Origin of the sequence: Halomonas sp., from assembly GCF_029263665.1 — a bacterium.
Lineage (GTDB): Bacteria > Pseudomonadota > Gammaproteobacteria > Pseudomonadales > Halomonadaceae > Halomonas.
The window spans coordinates 206,509-221,031 of record NZ_JAJUFQ010000006.1 but is presented as its reverse complement, the minus strand read 5'-3'; the positions used below and the strand labels follow the sequence as shown (position 1 = coordinate 221,031).

Annotated in this window: 14 protein-coding genes; 10 read left to right on the top strand and 4 right to left on the bottom strand. The window is 58.3% G+C overall.

Annotated elements, in window-relative coordinates:
- Positions 1-9 precede the first annotated feature (9 nt).
- From Q1K07_RS08760 to Q1K07_RS08735, 6 genes are all read left to right on the top strand, one after another.
- A complete protein-coding gene (locus Q1K07_RS08760) occupies positions 10-1,011 on the top strand; it encodes a carbohydrate ABC transporter permease (protein WP_300309872.1) in 1,002 nt (333 codons plus the stop codon).
- A gap of 41 nt (positions 1,012-1,052) precedes the next feature.
- On the top strand, positions 1,053-1,895 hold the full coding sequence (locus tag Q1K07_RS08755; protein WP_300310028.1) for a carbohydrate ABC transporter permease: 843 nt from the start codon (positions 1,053-1,055) through the stop codon (positions 1,893-1,895).
- A 34-nt stretch (positions 1,896-1,929) separates the two neighbouring features.
- Positions 1,930-3,585, top strand: coding sequence for an alpha-glucosidase (locus Q1K07_RS08750; protein WP_300309870.1), 1,656 nt, complete (start codon positions 1,930-1,932; stop codon positions 3,583-3,585).
- A gap of 100 nt (positions 3,586-3,685) precedes the next feature.
- Positions 3,686-4,792, top strand: a complete 1,107-nt coding sequence (ugpC, locus tag Q1K07_RS08745) for a sn-glycerol-3-phosphate ABC transporter ATP-binding protein UgpC (RefSeq protein WP_300309868.1) — start codon at positions 3,686-3,688, stop codon at positions 4,790-4,792.
- Positions 4,793-4,903: 111 nt separating this feature from the next.
- Positions 4,904-6,199, top strand: coding sequence for an ABC transporter substrate-binding protein (locus Q1K07_RS08740; protein ID WP_300309866.1), 1,296 nt, complete (start codon positions 4,904-4,906; stop codon positions 6,197-6,199).
- Positions 6,200-6,301: 102 nt separating this feature from the next.
- Positions 6,302-6,667 (top strand): DOPA 4,5-dioxygenase family protein, encoded by a 366-nt coding sequence (locus Q1K07_RS08735; protein ID WP_300310026.1) that lies wholly within the window; start codon positions 6,302-6,304, stop codon positions 6,665-6,667.
- Between the two features lie 14 nt (positions 6,668-6,681).
- Here Q1K07_RS08735 and Q1K07_RS08730 read toward each other — a convergent pair whose 3' ends face one another.
- Positions 6,682-7,587, bottom strand: a complete 906-nt coding sequence (locus Q1K07_RS08730; RefSeq protein ID WP_300309864.1) for a LysR family transcriptional regulator — start codon at positions 7,585-7,587, stop codon at positions 6,682-6,684.
- 129 nt (positions 7,588-7,716) lie between these two features.
- On the opposite strand from Q1K07_RS08730, the gene Q1K07_RS08725 reads away from it, so the two are divergent.
- Together Q1K07_RS08725 and ycaC are read left to right on the top strand one after the other, a co-directional pair.
- Positions 7,717-8,592, top strand: a complete 876-nt coding sequence (locus Q1K07_RS08725; protein ID WP_300309862.1) for a pirin family protein — start codon at positions 7,717-7,719, stop codon at positions 8,590-8,592.
- A gap of 134 nt (positions 8,593-8,726) precedes the next feature.
- A complete protein-coding gene (ycaC, locus tag Q1K07_RS08720; protein WP_300309860.1) occupies positions 8,727-9,353 on the top strand; it encodes an isochorismate family cysteine hydrolase YcaC in 627 nt (208 codons plus the stop codon).
- An 84-nt stretch (positions 9,354-9,437) separates the two neighbouring features.
- On the opposite strand, the gene adhP is transcribed toward ycaC, so the two are convergent.
- Positions 9,438-10,466 (bottom strand): alcohol dehydrogenase AdhP, encoded by a 1,029-nt coding sequence (gene adhP, locus Q1K07_RS08715; protein ID WP_300309859.1) that lies wholly within the window; start codon positions 10,464-10,466, stop codon positions 9,438-9,440.
- Positions 10,467-10,598: 132 nt separating this feature from the next.
- Positions 10,599-12,119, bottom strand: a complete 1,521-nt coding sequence (locus Q1K07_RS08710) for an aldehyde dehydrogenase family protein (RefSeq protein WP_300309857.1) — start codon at positions 12,117-12,119, stop codon at positions 10,599-10,601.
- Between the two features lie 203 nt (positions 12,120-12,322).
- On the opposite strand from Q1K07_RS08710, the gene Q1K07_RS08705 reads away from it, so the two are divergent.
- A complete protein-coding gene (locus Q1K07_RS08705) occupies positions 12,323-13,009 on the top strand; it encodes a response regulator transcription factor (protein WP_300309855.1) in 687 nt (228 codons plus the stop codon).
- Between the two features lie 49 nt (positions 13,010-13,058).
- Here Q1K07_RS08705 and Q1K07_RS08700 read toward each other — a convergent pair whose 3' ends face one another.
- Positions 13,059-13,985, bottom strand: coding sequence for a LysR family transcriptional regulator (locus Q1K07_RS08700; protein ID WP_300309853.1), 927 nt, complete (start codon positions 13,983-13,985; stop codon positions 13,059-13,061).
- 223 nt (positions 13,986-14,208) lie between these two features.
- On the opposite strand from Q1K07_RS08700, the gene Q1K07_RS08695 reads away from it, so the two are divergent.
- The gene (locus Q1K07_RS08695; RefSeq protein WP_300309851.1) at positions 14,209-14,520 is read left to right on the top strand and encodes a DUF2798 domain-containing protein; all 312 of its coding nucleotides are present in this window, start codon (positions 14,209-14,211) and stop codon (positions 14,518-14,520) included.
- Positions 14,521-14,523 lie beyond the last annotated feature (3 nt).

Sequence of the window (14,523 nt, the reverse complement as noted above, 5' to 3'; positions counted from 1 at the left end):
GAACCCATCATGACATCCACTGTGTCCGACAATAGCGTATCTGACCGCCCTGCATCCGACAGTGCTGGCTCACTATCCACTAGCCACACAGGGTATCGCGGCACCAAGGTGCGTCGTCAGCGGGTCCGTGCCGCCTGGCTGTTCCTTACCCCGATGCTCCTGTCTCTGCTCATCGTGGCAGCCTGGCCTTTGCTGCGTACTTTCTACCTGAGCTTTACCGATGCCTCATTGTCCGACACCACCGGCGGCATGTTCATCGGCTTTGAAAACTACCTGGTCCACGATGACGGCGCATGGTACGGCCTTCTCGCCGACCCGATCTGGTGGACATCGGTATGGAATACCGTTTACTTCGCGGTGGTTTCGGTATCGCTGGAGGTCGTATTCGGCATCATCGTCGCCTTGCTGCTCAATGCCGAGTTCAAGGGGCGCATGCTGGTGCGTGCCGCGGTACTGATCCCCTGGGCCATCCCCACCATTGTCTCCGCCAAGATGTGGGCCTGGATGCTCAATGACCAGTTCGGCATCATCAACCACCTGCTGATGCTGCTTGGCATCATCGACGCTCCTCTGGCCTGGACTGCCGACGCAGACCTTTCCATGTGGGCAGTGATCATGGTCGACGTGTGGAAGACCATTCCCTTCGTTGCCCTGCTGGTGCTGGCAGCGCTGCAGATGCTGCCCAGCGACTGCTACGAAGCGGCTGAAGTCGATGGCATCCATCCACTCAAGGTGTTCTTTCGCGTCACTCTGCCGTTGATCACTCCCGCATTGATGGTCGCAGTGATCTTCCGTCTGCTCGATGCATTGCGTGTCTTCGATGTGATCTATGTGCTGACATCCAACTCCACCAGCACCATGACCATGTCGATCTATGCCCGCCAGCAATTGGTGGAATTCCAGGACGTGGGCTACGGCAGTGCGGCCTCGACGCTGCTGTTCCTGATCATCTCCTTCGCCGTGGTCATCTACCTCTATCTCGGCCGCCGTCAACTGGGAGTCGAGCAATGAATACTCATGTTCTCAACAGCAAGTCTCGGAACAGCAAGGTCCTGAACTCTCGGACTCTGTTCAAGATCGCAAAGCGCCTTGGCTTCTATGCCCTCACTGCCATCGTGCTGGTCTACGCGGTCTTTCCGTTCTACTACGCCGTGATCACTTCGCTGAAACCCTCCAGCGACCTGTTCCGCATGGAACTGTGGCCATCGGCTCCCGACCTGGCCAACTACGCCACCATCTTCTCCGAAAGCAGCTTCGTGCGCGCCATCGGCAACTCGGTGCTGGTCGCCATCTCTGTGGTCCTGATCGCGCTACTGCTGGGTATTACCGCGTCCTATGCACTGGGTCGAGTGCGCTTCCGTGGCCGCACCACCGTGATGCTGACCATCCTCGGCGTCTCGATGTTTCCCCAGGTCGCCGTGCTGTCAGGCATGTTCGAGGTCATTCGCGCGCTGGGCCTGTACAACAATCCAGGTGGCCTGATCCTCAGCTATACCGTGTTCACCCTGCCCTTCACGGTCTGGGTGCTGACCACCTTCATGCGCCAGTTACCCATGGAACTTGAGGAGGCGGCGATCATGGATGGCGCGACGCCCTGGGTCACCATCACTCGGGTATTCCTGCCCCTGATGTGGCCCGCCATGGCGACCACCGGGCTGCTGGCGTTCATTGCCGCCTGGAACGAGTTCCTGTTCGCCCTGACCTTCACCCTCACTGACAGCCAGCGCACTGTGCCGGTGGCCATTGCCCTGATCTCCGGTAACAGTCAGCACGAACTGCCCTGGGGCCCGATCATGGCGGCCTCGGTCACCGTTACCGTGCCCCTGGTCATTCTGGTGATGATTTTCCAGCGCCGTATCGTTTCTGGCCTCACTGCTGGTGCAGTGAAGGGCTAAGCCTCTTTTCTCTACAATGACAAGGAATGACCTCATGCAAGACAATCTGACCTGGTGGCGTGGCGGCGTGATCTACCAGATCTATCCTCGCAGCTTCATGGATGCCAACGGAGACGGCATCGGCGATCTGCGTGGCATCATCGAGCGCCTGGACTATGTCGCCAGCCTCGGTGTCGATGGTATCTGGCTATCGCCGTTCTTCACTTCACCGATGGCCGACTTTGGTTACGACATCTCCGATTATCGTGATGTCGATCCCATGTTCGGCACACTGGAGGACTTCAAGGCGCTGCTAGAACGCGCCCATGCCCTGGGGCTCAAAGTCATTATCGACCAGGTCATCAGCCATACCTCCGACCAGCATCCCTGGTTCAGTGAAAGCCGCCAGAACCGCAATAACCCACGCGCGGACTGGTATGTGTGGGCTGACCCCAAGGCCGATGGCACGCCGCCCAATAACTGGCTCTCCATCTTCGGCGGTTCTGCCTGGACCTTCGATGCTCGGCGCAGCCAGTACTATCTGCATAACTTCCTGACCAGCCAGCCCGACCTGAACTTCCATCACCCGGAGGTACAGCAGGCCCAGCTCGATAACATGCGTTTCTGGCTGGATCTTGGTGTCGATGGTTTCCGCCTGGATACCGTCAACTTCTACTTCCACAGCCAATCACTCAAGGACAACCCTGCGGTGGAATCCGGCGAGCAGACCATGGGCGCGCCCGCTACCAACCCCTATAGCCGACAGCGTCATGTCCACGACCTGAGCCAGCCGGAAAATCTGGTCTTCCTGCAGCGCCTGCGCAAGCTGATGGACGAATATCCGGGCACGACCACAGTCGGCGAGATCGGAGACGACAATCCACTGGAGCGGATGGCGGAATACACCTCTGGCGGCGACAAGCTGCACATGGCCTACACCTTCGACCTGCTCAACGATCCGCATTCGCCTGCCTATCTGCATGGCGTGATCGAGCGCTTTCAGCAATTAGCGGGTGATGCCTGGCCGTGCTGGGCATTGTCCAACCATGACGTCAAGCGCTGCGCCAGCCGCTGGGGTGACGGTGAAGACCCTCGCGCCTATCCCAGGGTGGCCCTGGCCTTGCTGTTCTCTCTGCGCGGCAGTGTCTGTCTGTATCAGGGTGAAGAGCTTGGCCTGCCCGAGGCGGACGTACCTTTCGACAGGATTCAGGATCCCTATGGCAAGGTCTTGTGGCCGGAGTTCAAGGGCCGCGACGGTTGCCGTACACCAATGCCCTGGACCTCTGCGGCAAATGCCGGCTTTTCCAGCAACGGGAAAGACAGCAGCATCATTCCCTGGTTGCCTGTCTCCGACGCTCAGCGCCCACTGGCGGTCGCCTGTCAGGAGAAGGACAGCAACTCGACCCTGCACGCCGTGCGCCGTCTACTGGCCTTCCGCCGCGCTCATCCAGCCTTGATCGAAGGAGAACTGGAATTGCTCGACCTGGGAGAGGACCTGCTCGGCTTCACCCGCCGAACTGAAAACGAGCACCTGCTGTGTGTCTTCAATCTTCTGGGCCGCAAACAGCAGTGCCAGTTGCCGGCATCCGGCAGGCTCCTCGACGGAGCGGAAGGTTCTGGCGGAGAAGGGCATGGCTTCCATGCCGAGCTGGCCCAGGATCAGTTGACCCTGCCGCCTTACCAGGCGGCCTATATCGCCATCGAACGATAGCCCTCCATCACCCCATAGCGATATCTCGATCAACAAGAGCGTCGGCCATCATGAATACCCGCCTGGCCAGCGCTTTTCACAGAGCGTCAGGAGCCCTCTCATGGCAAGCGTGACACTGGAAAAACTCAACAAGGTCTTCGGTAGTACTCACATCATCAAGGATGTGGATCTTTCCATCGGCGATGGAGACTTCGTAGTCTTCGTCGGGCCTTCCGGCTGCGGCAAGTCGACCCTGCTACGCCTGATCGCCGGTCTGGAATCCATCACCTCCGGCGAACTCAAGATCGGCAATCGTGTGGTCAACGACCTGCCTCCCCGGGAACGCGGCGTCGGCATGGTGTTCCAGTCCTATGCGCTTTACCCGCACATGACGGTGTACGACAACATGGCCTTCGGCCTCAAGCTGGCCAAGGAGGACGCCCAGACGGTCGAACAGCGCGTCATGGAAACCGCACGCACGCTCCAGCTGGAGGAACTGCTCGAGCGCAAGCCCAAGGCGCTGTCCGGAGGTCAGCGCCAGCGTGTGGCCATGGGTCGTGCCATGGCCCGTAACCCGGACATTCTATTGTTCGACGAGCCTCTGTCCAACCTGGACGCTTCCCTGCGAGTACAGATGCGCAACGAAATCGCTCGCCTTCATCACCAGCGCGGTTCCACCGTGGTGTATGTCACCCACGACCAGGTCGAAGCCATGACGCTGGCCAACAAGATCGTGGTGCTGCGCGCAGGTCGCGTGGAACAGGTCGGTAGTCCCGAGGACCTTTATCAGCGCCCGGCCACACGCTTTGTCGCCAGCTTCATTGGCTCGCCGAACATGAACTTCATGCCCGCCCAACTCACCGGAAACGGTACAGAAGGCTGTCAGGTCCATGTTCCCGGTATCGGCGACCTGATGCTGCCCCACGACGCGCGCAACACCACACAAGGCGACAAGCTGACGTTCGGCATACGCCCGGAACACCTGGGCCTGACGGAACCAGCCGGCGACAACGACTTCAAGATCGTCAATATCGAGTACCTGGGTAACGAGATCTATGTCTACCTGGAACCCAAGGCTGGTGACACCTTGCTGATCCATCGAGGTGACGCGCCCAGCCGCTGGCAGATCGGGCAGCGAGTGGGCCTGAGCGTGGATGTTGCCCATGCCCACCTGTTCGACCACGAAGACAAGGCATTGTCGGCCCATGGGGTACGTGCCGCGGCCTGACAGTACGACTCGCCAGGCCTTCGACAAGTACGCCCGTTCACCAATCGCCTTCAGCCACGACATCAACGCTCGACAACGACAACGACAACGACAACGACAAGAGATGATTCGATGACCCTGTTCACTATGCCATCACTACGCAAACTTCAGCGCTGCAGTCTGTTGGGCCTTGCCGTTGCAGGCGCCGCACTGGCTGCTCCCCAGGCCATGGCCGAGACCATCTCCGTTGCCTGCGGTTCCGCTGATGCCAACGACTACTGCCCGATCCTGGCCAAGCGCTGGGCCAAGGAAACCGGCCATCAGGTCGATATCGTCTCCACCCCGAACAACCCGACAGAACGCATGTCCCTGTATCAGCAGCTGTTGGGGAGCGAGTCGGACGAAGTCGATGTACTGTTTGTCGATATCGTCTGGCCAGGCCTACTGTCGGAGCACCTGGCGGATCTCTCCGAATATCTGCCCGATACGGCTAGCGATGGCTTCTTTCCCGCCCTGATCGACAACAACACCATCGATGGACGTCTGGTCGCCTTGCCGTGGTACACCGATGCCGGGTTGCTCTATTACCGCAAGGACCTGCTTGAAAAATACGCCAAGCCGGTGCCTCGGACCTGGGAGGAATTGACGGCCACCGCCAACGAGATTCAGGACGCAGAACGTGCCGAAGGCAACAAGGACTTCTGGGGCTATGTGTTCCAGGGCCGCGCTTATGAAGGCCTGAGCTGCAATGCCCTGGAATGGATTGCCAGCCATGGCGGCGGTACTCTCGTCGATGCCGAGGGCAAAGTGACCATCGACAATCCTGAAGCGGCGGCTGCCCTGGACATGGCGGCAGCATGGATCGGCACGATATCCCCCGAAGGTACACTCAACCATACCGAGGAAGAAACCCGGGGCGTGTTCCAGTCCGGCAACGCCCTCTTCCTGCGTAATTGGCCCTATGTATGGAACCTGGCCAATGGCGACGGTAGTGCCGTCCAGGACAAGATCGGCATGGCCCCGCTTCCACACGGCCCCGATGGTGCATCGGCAGCGACCCTGGGGGGCTGGAACCTGGCAGTGTCGCGTTACTCCAAACACCCGCAACTGGCCGCCGAACTGGTCGCCTATATCACGGCAGTGCCACAGCAGCGTGAGCATGCCATCGAAGCTGGCATGAACCCGACCATCGAAGCGCTCTACCAGGATCCGGAAGTACTCGCCAGCAACCCTTCCATGGGTGAACTCTATGACACTCTGGTCGGCGGCATACCGCGTCCATCCTCGATCACCAAGGCAGCCTACCCCCGTGTGTCCAATGCGCTGTTCAACCGTGTCCATGAGGTACTTTCCGGCGACATCGATGGCACCACCGCGGTAGCTCAACTGCAGGGTGAACTGACCCGTATCGGACGGCGCAACTGGTGAACTCGGGCTTCATCAGGGCGCTGGAAAACAATGGGGTCAACAGGCATGCTGGAGCTTCGTTCCACCATGCTTCGTTCCACCACTGCAGAGCAGAGTGCCATCATGCCCGTCACCGCCCCTTTTTCCCCTGATGCCATCCGCTACTACCATGCCCACCTCTACTACACGGATGAGGCGGGCATGGCCAAGGCACAGGCCTTGGCAGAAAAATGCGCCGAACATTTTCCGATTCGGATCGGTCGCTTTCACCAGAAACCAGTAGGGCCACATCCCCTCTGGAGCTGCCAACTGTCCTTCGCTCCAGAAACCTTTGGCGACATCATTCCCTGGCTCGCCCTGAACCGTGGCGACCTCGACATTTTCGTTCACCTCGGCACCGACGATGACCTGTTCGACCATACCCAAGGAGTGATGTGGCTAGGCAAGAGCCATGAGCTGAATCTTGCCCAGTTCACTGACAGGCAGTGACCCTTTCTGTCATCTCATTCCTCATGAATGACAGCAAATTGAGCGGCCAGATAATCCACCAATGCACGTACGGATGGCAGCATGCCACGCCGGCTTGGAAAGACAGCATGGATGATTTCCCGGCGCGGTGCCCACTCCGGCACGACCTTGACCAGAGAACCTTCCTCCAGTTGCTCTCGTACCATCAGCAAAGGCAACTGGACAACACCTATCCCCGCTAGTGCTGCATTGCGCAGCGCGATCATGTCCGTTGTCACAAAACGTGGTGAATGCGGCACTCTGGCCTGTGCATCTTCCGGCCCATACAGCACCCATGCATGCGCTTGTTGCGGCGCGCCCAGGCCTAGGCTGGACAACCCGCTCAAGTCAGCCGGCGACACGGGGAAGCCTTCCTTGCGAACCCATGCAGGACTGGCCACCAGACATTGGCCACGATCCGCCAGCACCCGCATGACCAGATCACTATCCTCGATCGGCGGCGGTCGCACCCGAATCGCTACATCGACACCCTCGCTGACCACATCGACACGCCGATTGGTCGCTTCCAGATGCAGTGTGACCTTTGGGTACAGCGCCATGAAGTTCGCCAGCATGGAGCCGATATGCACATGCAGCATAGTGATGGGACAAGTGACACGCACGGTACCACGCGGTTCTGCCTGAATCCCGTCAATGGCTTCCTGCGCGGCCTCAGCCTCCACCAGCATGGCCTTGCAGTGTTCATAGTAGGTCCGGCCGATGTCCGTCACCACGAATTGACGTGTCGTACGCTGGATAAGCCTCACGCCCAGGCGCTCTTCCAGATGAGCGATACGGCGGCTGAGCTTCGACTTGGGCATGCCCAGAACTCGCCCAGCGGGTGCGAAGCCACCGTGCTCCACCGCCTGGACGAAATAATAAAGATCGTTCAGGTCCTGCATCATCGCTCACCAAACATCATCGTTCACCAAATAGAACTATCAGTTCAATTTTTGCAGTCTACATGGATCAGCGTCCCACGTTTATGCTTTCTTCAACCATCTTGGCATCACACTTTCAAGGAGATTGCCATGAGCATGAAGAAGACTCTCGGCATCTACAACGCCCCTCGTCCTCACTGGGTGGGTGACGGCTTTCCGGTGCGCTCTCTGTTCTCGTACAACAGCCACGGCAAGCAGACCAGTCCTTTCCTGTTGCTCGACTATGCAGGCCCGACGGATTTTGTCCCCACCAACAAGCCTCGCGGTGTCGGCCAGCACCCCCATCGTGGCTTTGAGACCGTCACCATCGTCTACAGCGGCGAAGTGGCGCATCGAGACTCGACGGGCCAGGGCGGCGTCATCGGGCCAGGAGACGTGCAATGGATGACCGCAGGAGCTGGCATCCTGCATGAAGAGTTTCACTCTCCTGCTTTCAGCCAGTCAGGTGGCAAGCTGGAAATGGTTCAGCTGTGGGTGAACCTCCCCGCCAAGGACAAGATGGCCGCACCGGGATATCAGGCCATTGTCGAGCGTGACATCCCGACAGTGGAGCTGCCCAACGATGCCGGCCAGATACGCATCATTGCAGGTCAGTTTGGTGAGCAAACAGGTCCAGCACACACCTTTACCCCCATGAATGTATGGGATCTGAGCCTCAACCAGGGCAGTTTCAGTGCTCTGACACAGCCTGAGGGCTGGACCACATTGCTGGTCGTGCTGCGCGGCACCGTACAGGTGAATGGAGATGCTGTCGTCCGCGAGGCAGAGATGATCGCGCTCGATCGCACCGGCCAGGACATCAGCATCGAAACCAACACGGACGCCAAGGTCCTGCTGCTGAGTGGAGAGCCTATCGATGAACCCATCGTCGGACATGGGCCATTCGTCATGAACAGCCAGCAGGAAATCGTGCAGGCGATTGCCGACCTCAATAACGGCCAGTTCGGACAGATGTCTGACTCGTAAGCGGCAATCGCTGACGAGGTGGCCGGCATGAAGGTCAGGCCAGCTACCTCGACCTGGCTGCCCGAAAACATGCCATTGGGCAGTCAGGCAAACCGGTGCCATCCAGGCACCAGCCCCCCTGAAAGGAGAATGTCATGAGCAAGCCATATGTACGCCTCGACAAGAACAATGCTGCCGTGCTGCTGGTGGATCACCAGGCAGGGCTATTGTCACTGGTGCGAGACATTGACCCGGACAAGTTCAAGAACAATGTGCTGGCCGTCGCGGATCTGGCCAAGTATTTCAACCTGCCGACCATTCTGACCACCAGCTTCGAGACCGGCCCCAATGGTCCTCTGGTGCCCGAATTGAAGGAGATGTTCCCCGATGCGCCCTACATCGCCCGCCCTGGCCAGATCAATGCCTGGGATAACGAGGACTTCGTTCAGGCCATCAAGGCCACGGGCAAGAAGCAGCTGATCATCGCTGGCGTGGTCACTGAAGTGTGTGTGGCCTTCCCCGCGCTGTCCGCGCTGGAAGAAGGCTTCGAGGTATTCGTGGTCAGCGACGCCTCGGGCACCTTCAATGACATGACCCGCCACGCGGCATGGGATCGCATGTCTCAGGCCGGCGCGCAGTTGATGACCTGGTTTGGCATCGCATGTGAACTGCATCGCGATTGGCGCAACGATATCGAAGGATTGGGAGAACTCTTCTCCAACCACATTCCTGACTATCGCAATCTGATCACCAGCTACAGCACGCTGACAGCCGGTCAATGATGCGCCACATCCTGTACAGCACCTTGTAGCGCAGGAGAGAAAAGCCGACGTCTCTGCTTTTGCAGAGACGTCGGATTCCATGCATCAAGCATTCAGGTCGAGTACGACACGCCCTTCTATCTTACCTTCCAGCATGCGTCCGAACACCTCGTTGATGTTGTCGAGACGATCCGTCGATACCGTGGCATGCACCTTGCCTTCACCAGCAAAGTCCAGGGCTTCTTGCAGATCCTGGCGTGTACCGACAATGGACCCGCGGATGGTGATGCCATTGAGCACCGTATCAAAGATCGGTAATGGAAAGTCTCCTGGTGGCAGACCATTCAAGGAGATCGTCCCACCGCGCCGAACCATCCCCTGCGCTTGCTCGAACGCCTTGGGAGACACCGCAGTAACAAGCACACCATGCGCTCCACCGATATCGCGCTTGAGCACTGCCGCTGGATCCTCACGCATGGCATTTACTGTCACACTGGCACCAAGGCGTTTGGCAAGCTCAAGTTTCGTATCGTCGATATCAACCGCGGCAACGTTCAGCCCCATGGCCCGCGCATACTGGACCGCCATATGGCCCAGGCCACCGATGCCTGAGATCACCACCCATTGACCGGGGCGGGTATCCGTCACCTTGAGCCCCTTGTACACCGTTACTCCAGCGCACAGCACCGGCGCAATATCGACAAAGCCGACATTGTCAGGCAGGTGCCCCACATAACCGGCATCGGCCAAGGTGTACTCGGCAAATCCTCCATTCACGGAATAGCCAGTATTCTGCTGTGATTCACATAGTGTTTCCCAGCCACCCAGACAGTGTTCGCAATGGCCACAGGCACTATACAACCAGGGAACCCCGACCCGGTCGCCTTCCTTCACGTGATTGACTCCTTCACCCACGGCGGCCACATGACCGACACCTTCATGCCCTGGAATGAATGGCGGATTGGGCTTGACCGGCCAATCACCATGCGCAGCATGCAAGTCGGTATGACAGACACCGGATGCCGCAATCTTGACCACAATTTCACCACGCCCGGGGCGTGGTACAGGCGCCTCTTCGATACTCAACGGTTGGCCGAACGCACGCACTACCGCTGCTTTCATCGTATTTTCCATGAGCATTACCTCGAACCAGATGTTGGCATGAACCCGCCACTCGCATGAGTGGCGGGAGTATCGAGTACTGCACTGAAAGTCAGGGGAATATCCGCTTGGACAAACAACCAGGCCAAGATTTTTTAGAGAGCCTCAGAAGAAGCCGAGAGGATTGATGTCATAGCTGACCAGCAGGTTCTTGGTCTGCTGATAGTGCTCAAGCATCATCTTGTGAGTTTCGCGGCCAACACCAGACTTCTTGTAGCCGCCGAAGGCAGCATGTGCCGGATACTGGTGGTAGCAGTTGGTCCAGACACGTCCAGCCTGTATGCCACGCCCCATGCGGAAGGCCACATTGATGTCCCGGCTCCACACCCCGGCACCGAGGCCGAACTCAGTATCATTGGCAATCGCCAGTGCCTCGGCTTCATCCTTGAAGGTGGTCACGGCCACGACAGGGCCGAAGATTTCTTCCTGGAACACGCGCATCTTGTTGTTACCCTTGAGCAGGGTTGGCTGGATATAGAAGCCATGGGAATAGGCGGGGTCGACACTTTCCTTGTCACCACCGGTGAGGAACTCGGCGCCTTCCTGACGCGCCACCTCCATGTACGACATGATCTTGTCGAACTGTTCCTGGGATGCCTGGGCTCCCACCTGCACATCGGTATCCAGCGGGTTGCCACGCTTGATCTTGGCGACTCGCTCCATCACCTTGGCCATGAAAGGCTCATAGATGCTTTCCTGAATCAGTGCGCGGGATGGGCAAGTACACACTTCGCCCTGGTTGAAGAAGGCCAGCACCAGCCCTTCTGCCGCTTTCTCGATGAACTCCGGTTCGGCGTTCATGATGTCAGCGAAGTAGATGTTCGGGGACTTGCCGCCCAGCTCCACCGTAGAAGGGATGATGTTTTCAGCAGCACACTTGAGGATATGCGCACCCACCGGGGTGGAACCGGTGAACGCAATCTTGGCGATGCGCTTGCTAGTGGCCAGGGCCTGGCCAGCTTCAGCACCATAACCATTGACGATGTTGACCACGCCTGGCGGCAGCAGATCACCGATGACCTTGATCAGTTCCAGGATTGAGGCCGGCGTCTGCTCGGCGGGCTTCAGTACCACACAGTTACCGGCTGCCAGGGCAGGAGCCAGCTTCCAGGTGGCCATCAATAGCGGGAAGTTCCAAGGAATAATCTGCCCCACCACGCCCAGAGGCTCATGGAAGTGGTAAGCCACGGTATTGGCATCGATATCCGCGGCAGTGCCTTCCTGGGCACGAATACAGCCGGCAAAGTAACGGAAATGGTCCACTGCCAATGGAATGTCAGCGGCCAAGGTCTCGCGTACCGCCTTGCCATTGTCCCAGGTTTCGGCAACAGCAAGTCTTTCGAGGTTGGCCTCGATACGATCCGCTATCTTGAGCAGAATGTTGCTGCGTTCCGTCGCGGAGGTCCTGCCCCAGGCCGGTGCTGCCTTATGTGCTGCATCCAGTGCCAGCTCGATGTCTTCCGCTGTGGAGCGAGGTATCTGACAAAACACCTCACCATTGACCGGACTAAGATTATCGAAATATTCCCCCTTGACCGGCGGCACGAATTCTCCACCGATATAGTTGCCGTAGCGCTGTTCAAAACTGACAACGGCACCGGGTTGACCGGGGTTGGCATAAATCATGGCGTGACTCCTGAGCTGATTCGTCGTCATGGCGACGTCGTTATGGTTGTGATCGAATCCGTACCTACCCAGTCTTGGTCAGCGAGACGAGTTGCGACATACTGCCCAGGCAGGAGTCGGCCTCCTCCTTCGGTAGGAGATGCCAGCCATTCCATCCATCACCCGTTACATCCACCATCCAACCAATACAAGGAGCGACCGTCATGTACCGGCTACTGGTGGCCGACGATCATCCACTGTTTCGCGATGCCCTCAGCGGCGTCGTGGACTCCGCGCTGCCGGGAAGCGAACTTTGCGAAGCGGACTGCTTCTCTGACCTGCTGGTGCGTCTCGGTGAGAACGATGAAGTGGATCTGGTATTGCTCGACCTCAACCTGCCGGACGTGGCAGGTCTCGATGGCCTGGCCCGGTTGCGCCAGCACTTTCCCGAGGTGCCTGTGGCCGTGGTATCTGCTGAGAGTGATCGCCGCATCGTGTTGGATGCCCTGGATCTTGGTGCGGTGGGTTATGTGCCCAAGTCGACACCACGCTCGGCCTTGATGGCGGCGCTACGCCAGATTCTCGATGGCCAGGTCTACCTGCCCGCAGAACTGCTGAGGCGTCCAGCATCACCAAGTCTTCATCAGCCCGCAGCTGAAACACCCAGCTCTGAATTCGAGCAGCGTCTCGAGCAGCTCACCGCCAAGGAACTTAACGTGCTGATGCTGCTGATACGTGGTGGATCCAACAAGGCCATCGCTCGGCAGCTCGATATCGCCGAAACCACGGTCAAGACACATGTGTCAGCCATTCTCAAGAAACTTGGTGTCACCAGTCGAGTCCAGGCCATCGTCGCCTCGGATGAAGCTACCCTGGCCAATGTGCTGGCTAATCGCCAAAGAAGACGATGAACTGGACGGGGTATGTCTCATAAGCTGGCGCGCAGTCGTCAGACAGCCCTTACCTGCTGCGCCACTCCGGTGGTAACCGGCCATCCAGAAAGTCCATGAATGCCCGAACCTTGGGCGTGACATCCTTTCTGTGGCCAACACACAAGTAGATATCCATGGGTTCGGACACTGCACGCACACGTTCATCTCTGCCGGGCTCAAACAGCGAGACCAACTCCCCACTTTCCAGATAGGGCTGGGCGATGAAGGCTGCCAGTCGAGTAATGCCACCATCCGCCAGGGCCATGCGCGCCAGCACATCGATATCATCGCTGATCATGGCCACCCTGATATCCGGCTCGAAGCGGATGCCGTCACGAATGAATCCCCAACTCAGAAAACGTCCATCGAGAGGAAAACGAAATGCCAGGCAGTCATGCTCCTTGAGTTCTTCAGGAGCATGCGGGGTTCCTGCACGGCTCAGGTATGCAGGGGATGCACAGAACAGAAAGGGAATCGAGGCAATATGTCGCGCCACCAGGCCATCTTCCAGCTGGGGCGCAATACGGATACTGATATCCACGGTCTCACGAATATGGTTGACGCTGCGGTCCGTGGTCAGCAACTCAAGGGTAAGGTGCGGATAGGCAGCATTGAAATCGGGTATCAGGGGAGCCAGCACGTGGCGACCGAAAGCCGAGGTGGAGGCAATTCTCAAACGCCCACGTGGTGCTGCCTGCAGGGAGGCAATCGCATTATGCGCCTGCTCGATGTCCCGATCGATGTGCTTCACTCGCTCGTAATACACCGTGCCGCTGTCAGTCAGCGCCATACGTCGAGTGGTGCGGGACAACAATCTGACACCAAGATGAGTTTCCAGCCTGGCAATACTCTGGCTGACAGCGGCAGAGCTGATACCGAGTTGCCTGGCACCTTCCGCAATACTGCCCGCCTCGACGACGCGCACAAAACACGCTATGGCACGCAAGGTATCCATGGTGGCTGTACATCCATAGGTTTTACAAAGAATTCTACTGCTTATTATTAAGAATAGGTTTATAGAGTGATTAGCTTCAGCTGTCTACTGCAGGACATGCACCTGGGATAGGGTAGTCATCCATATGCCAGCAACTATCGATAAACCAGTACCTATCGATGAACCAGTGGCTATCGATGAACCATCACTTATCGATCAGTCATCACCTACCAGGGAGTCAGCAATGGATTCACGCTCAAGCGTCGCCTCCGTCCGTTCCGACATGTCTCGGAACGTCTTCAAGCGTGCCGTGGCAAGACGGGGGCTGCCTCACCGCCTCACCCCTGTCGTCTTTGCCTTTTACATGTCGGCCATCATGGCTTTCTTGATGTGCCTGGTCATCACTGCCGCCAACAGTGGCATCGGCCCAGGCTACATAGACAGTGCATGGAACGCCTACAAGCTTGCCATGCCTGTGGCATTTGTCTGTGTACTGATTGTCAGGCCGGTCGTGGTGCGCCTGGTCACGCTGACCATTGAACGAAGCCCCGAATGATCG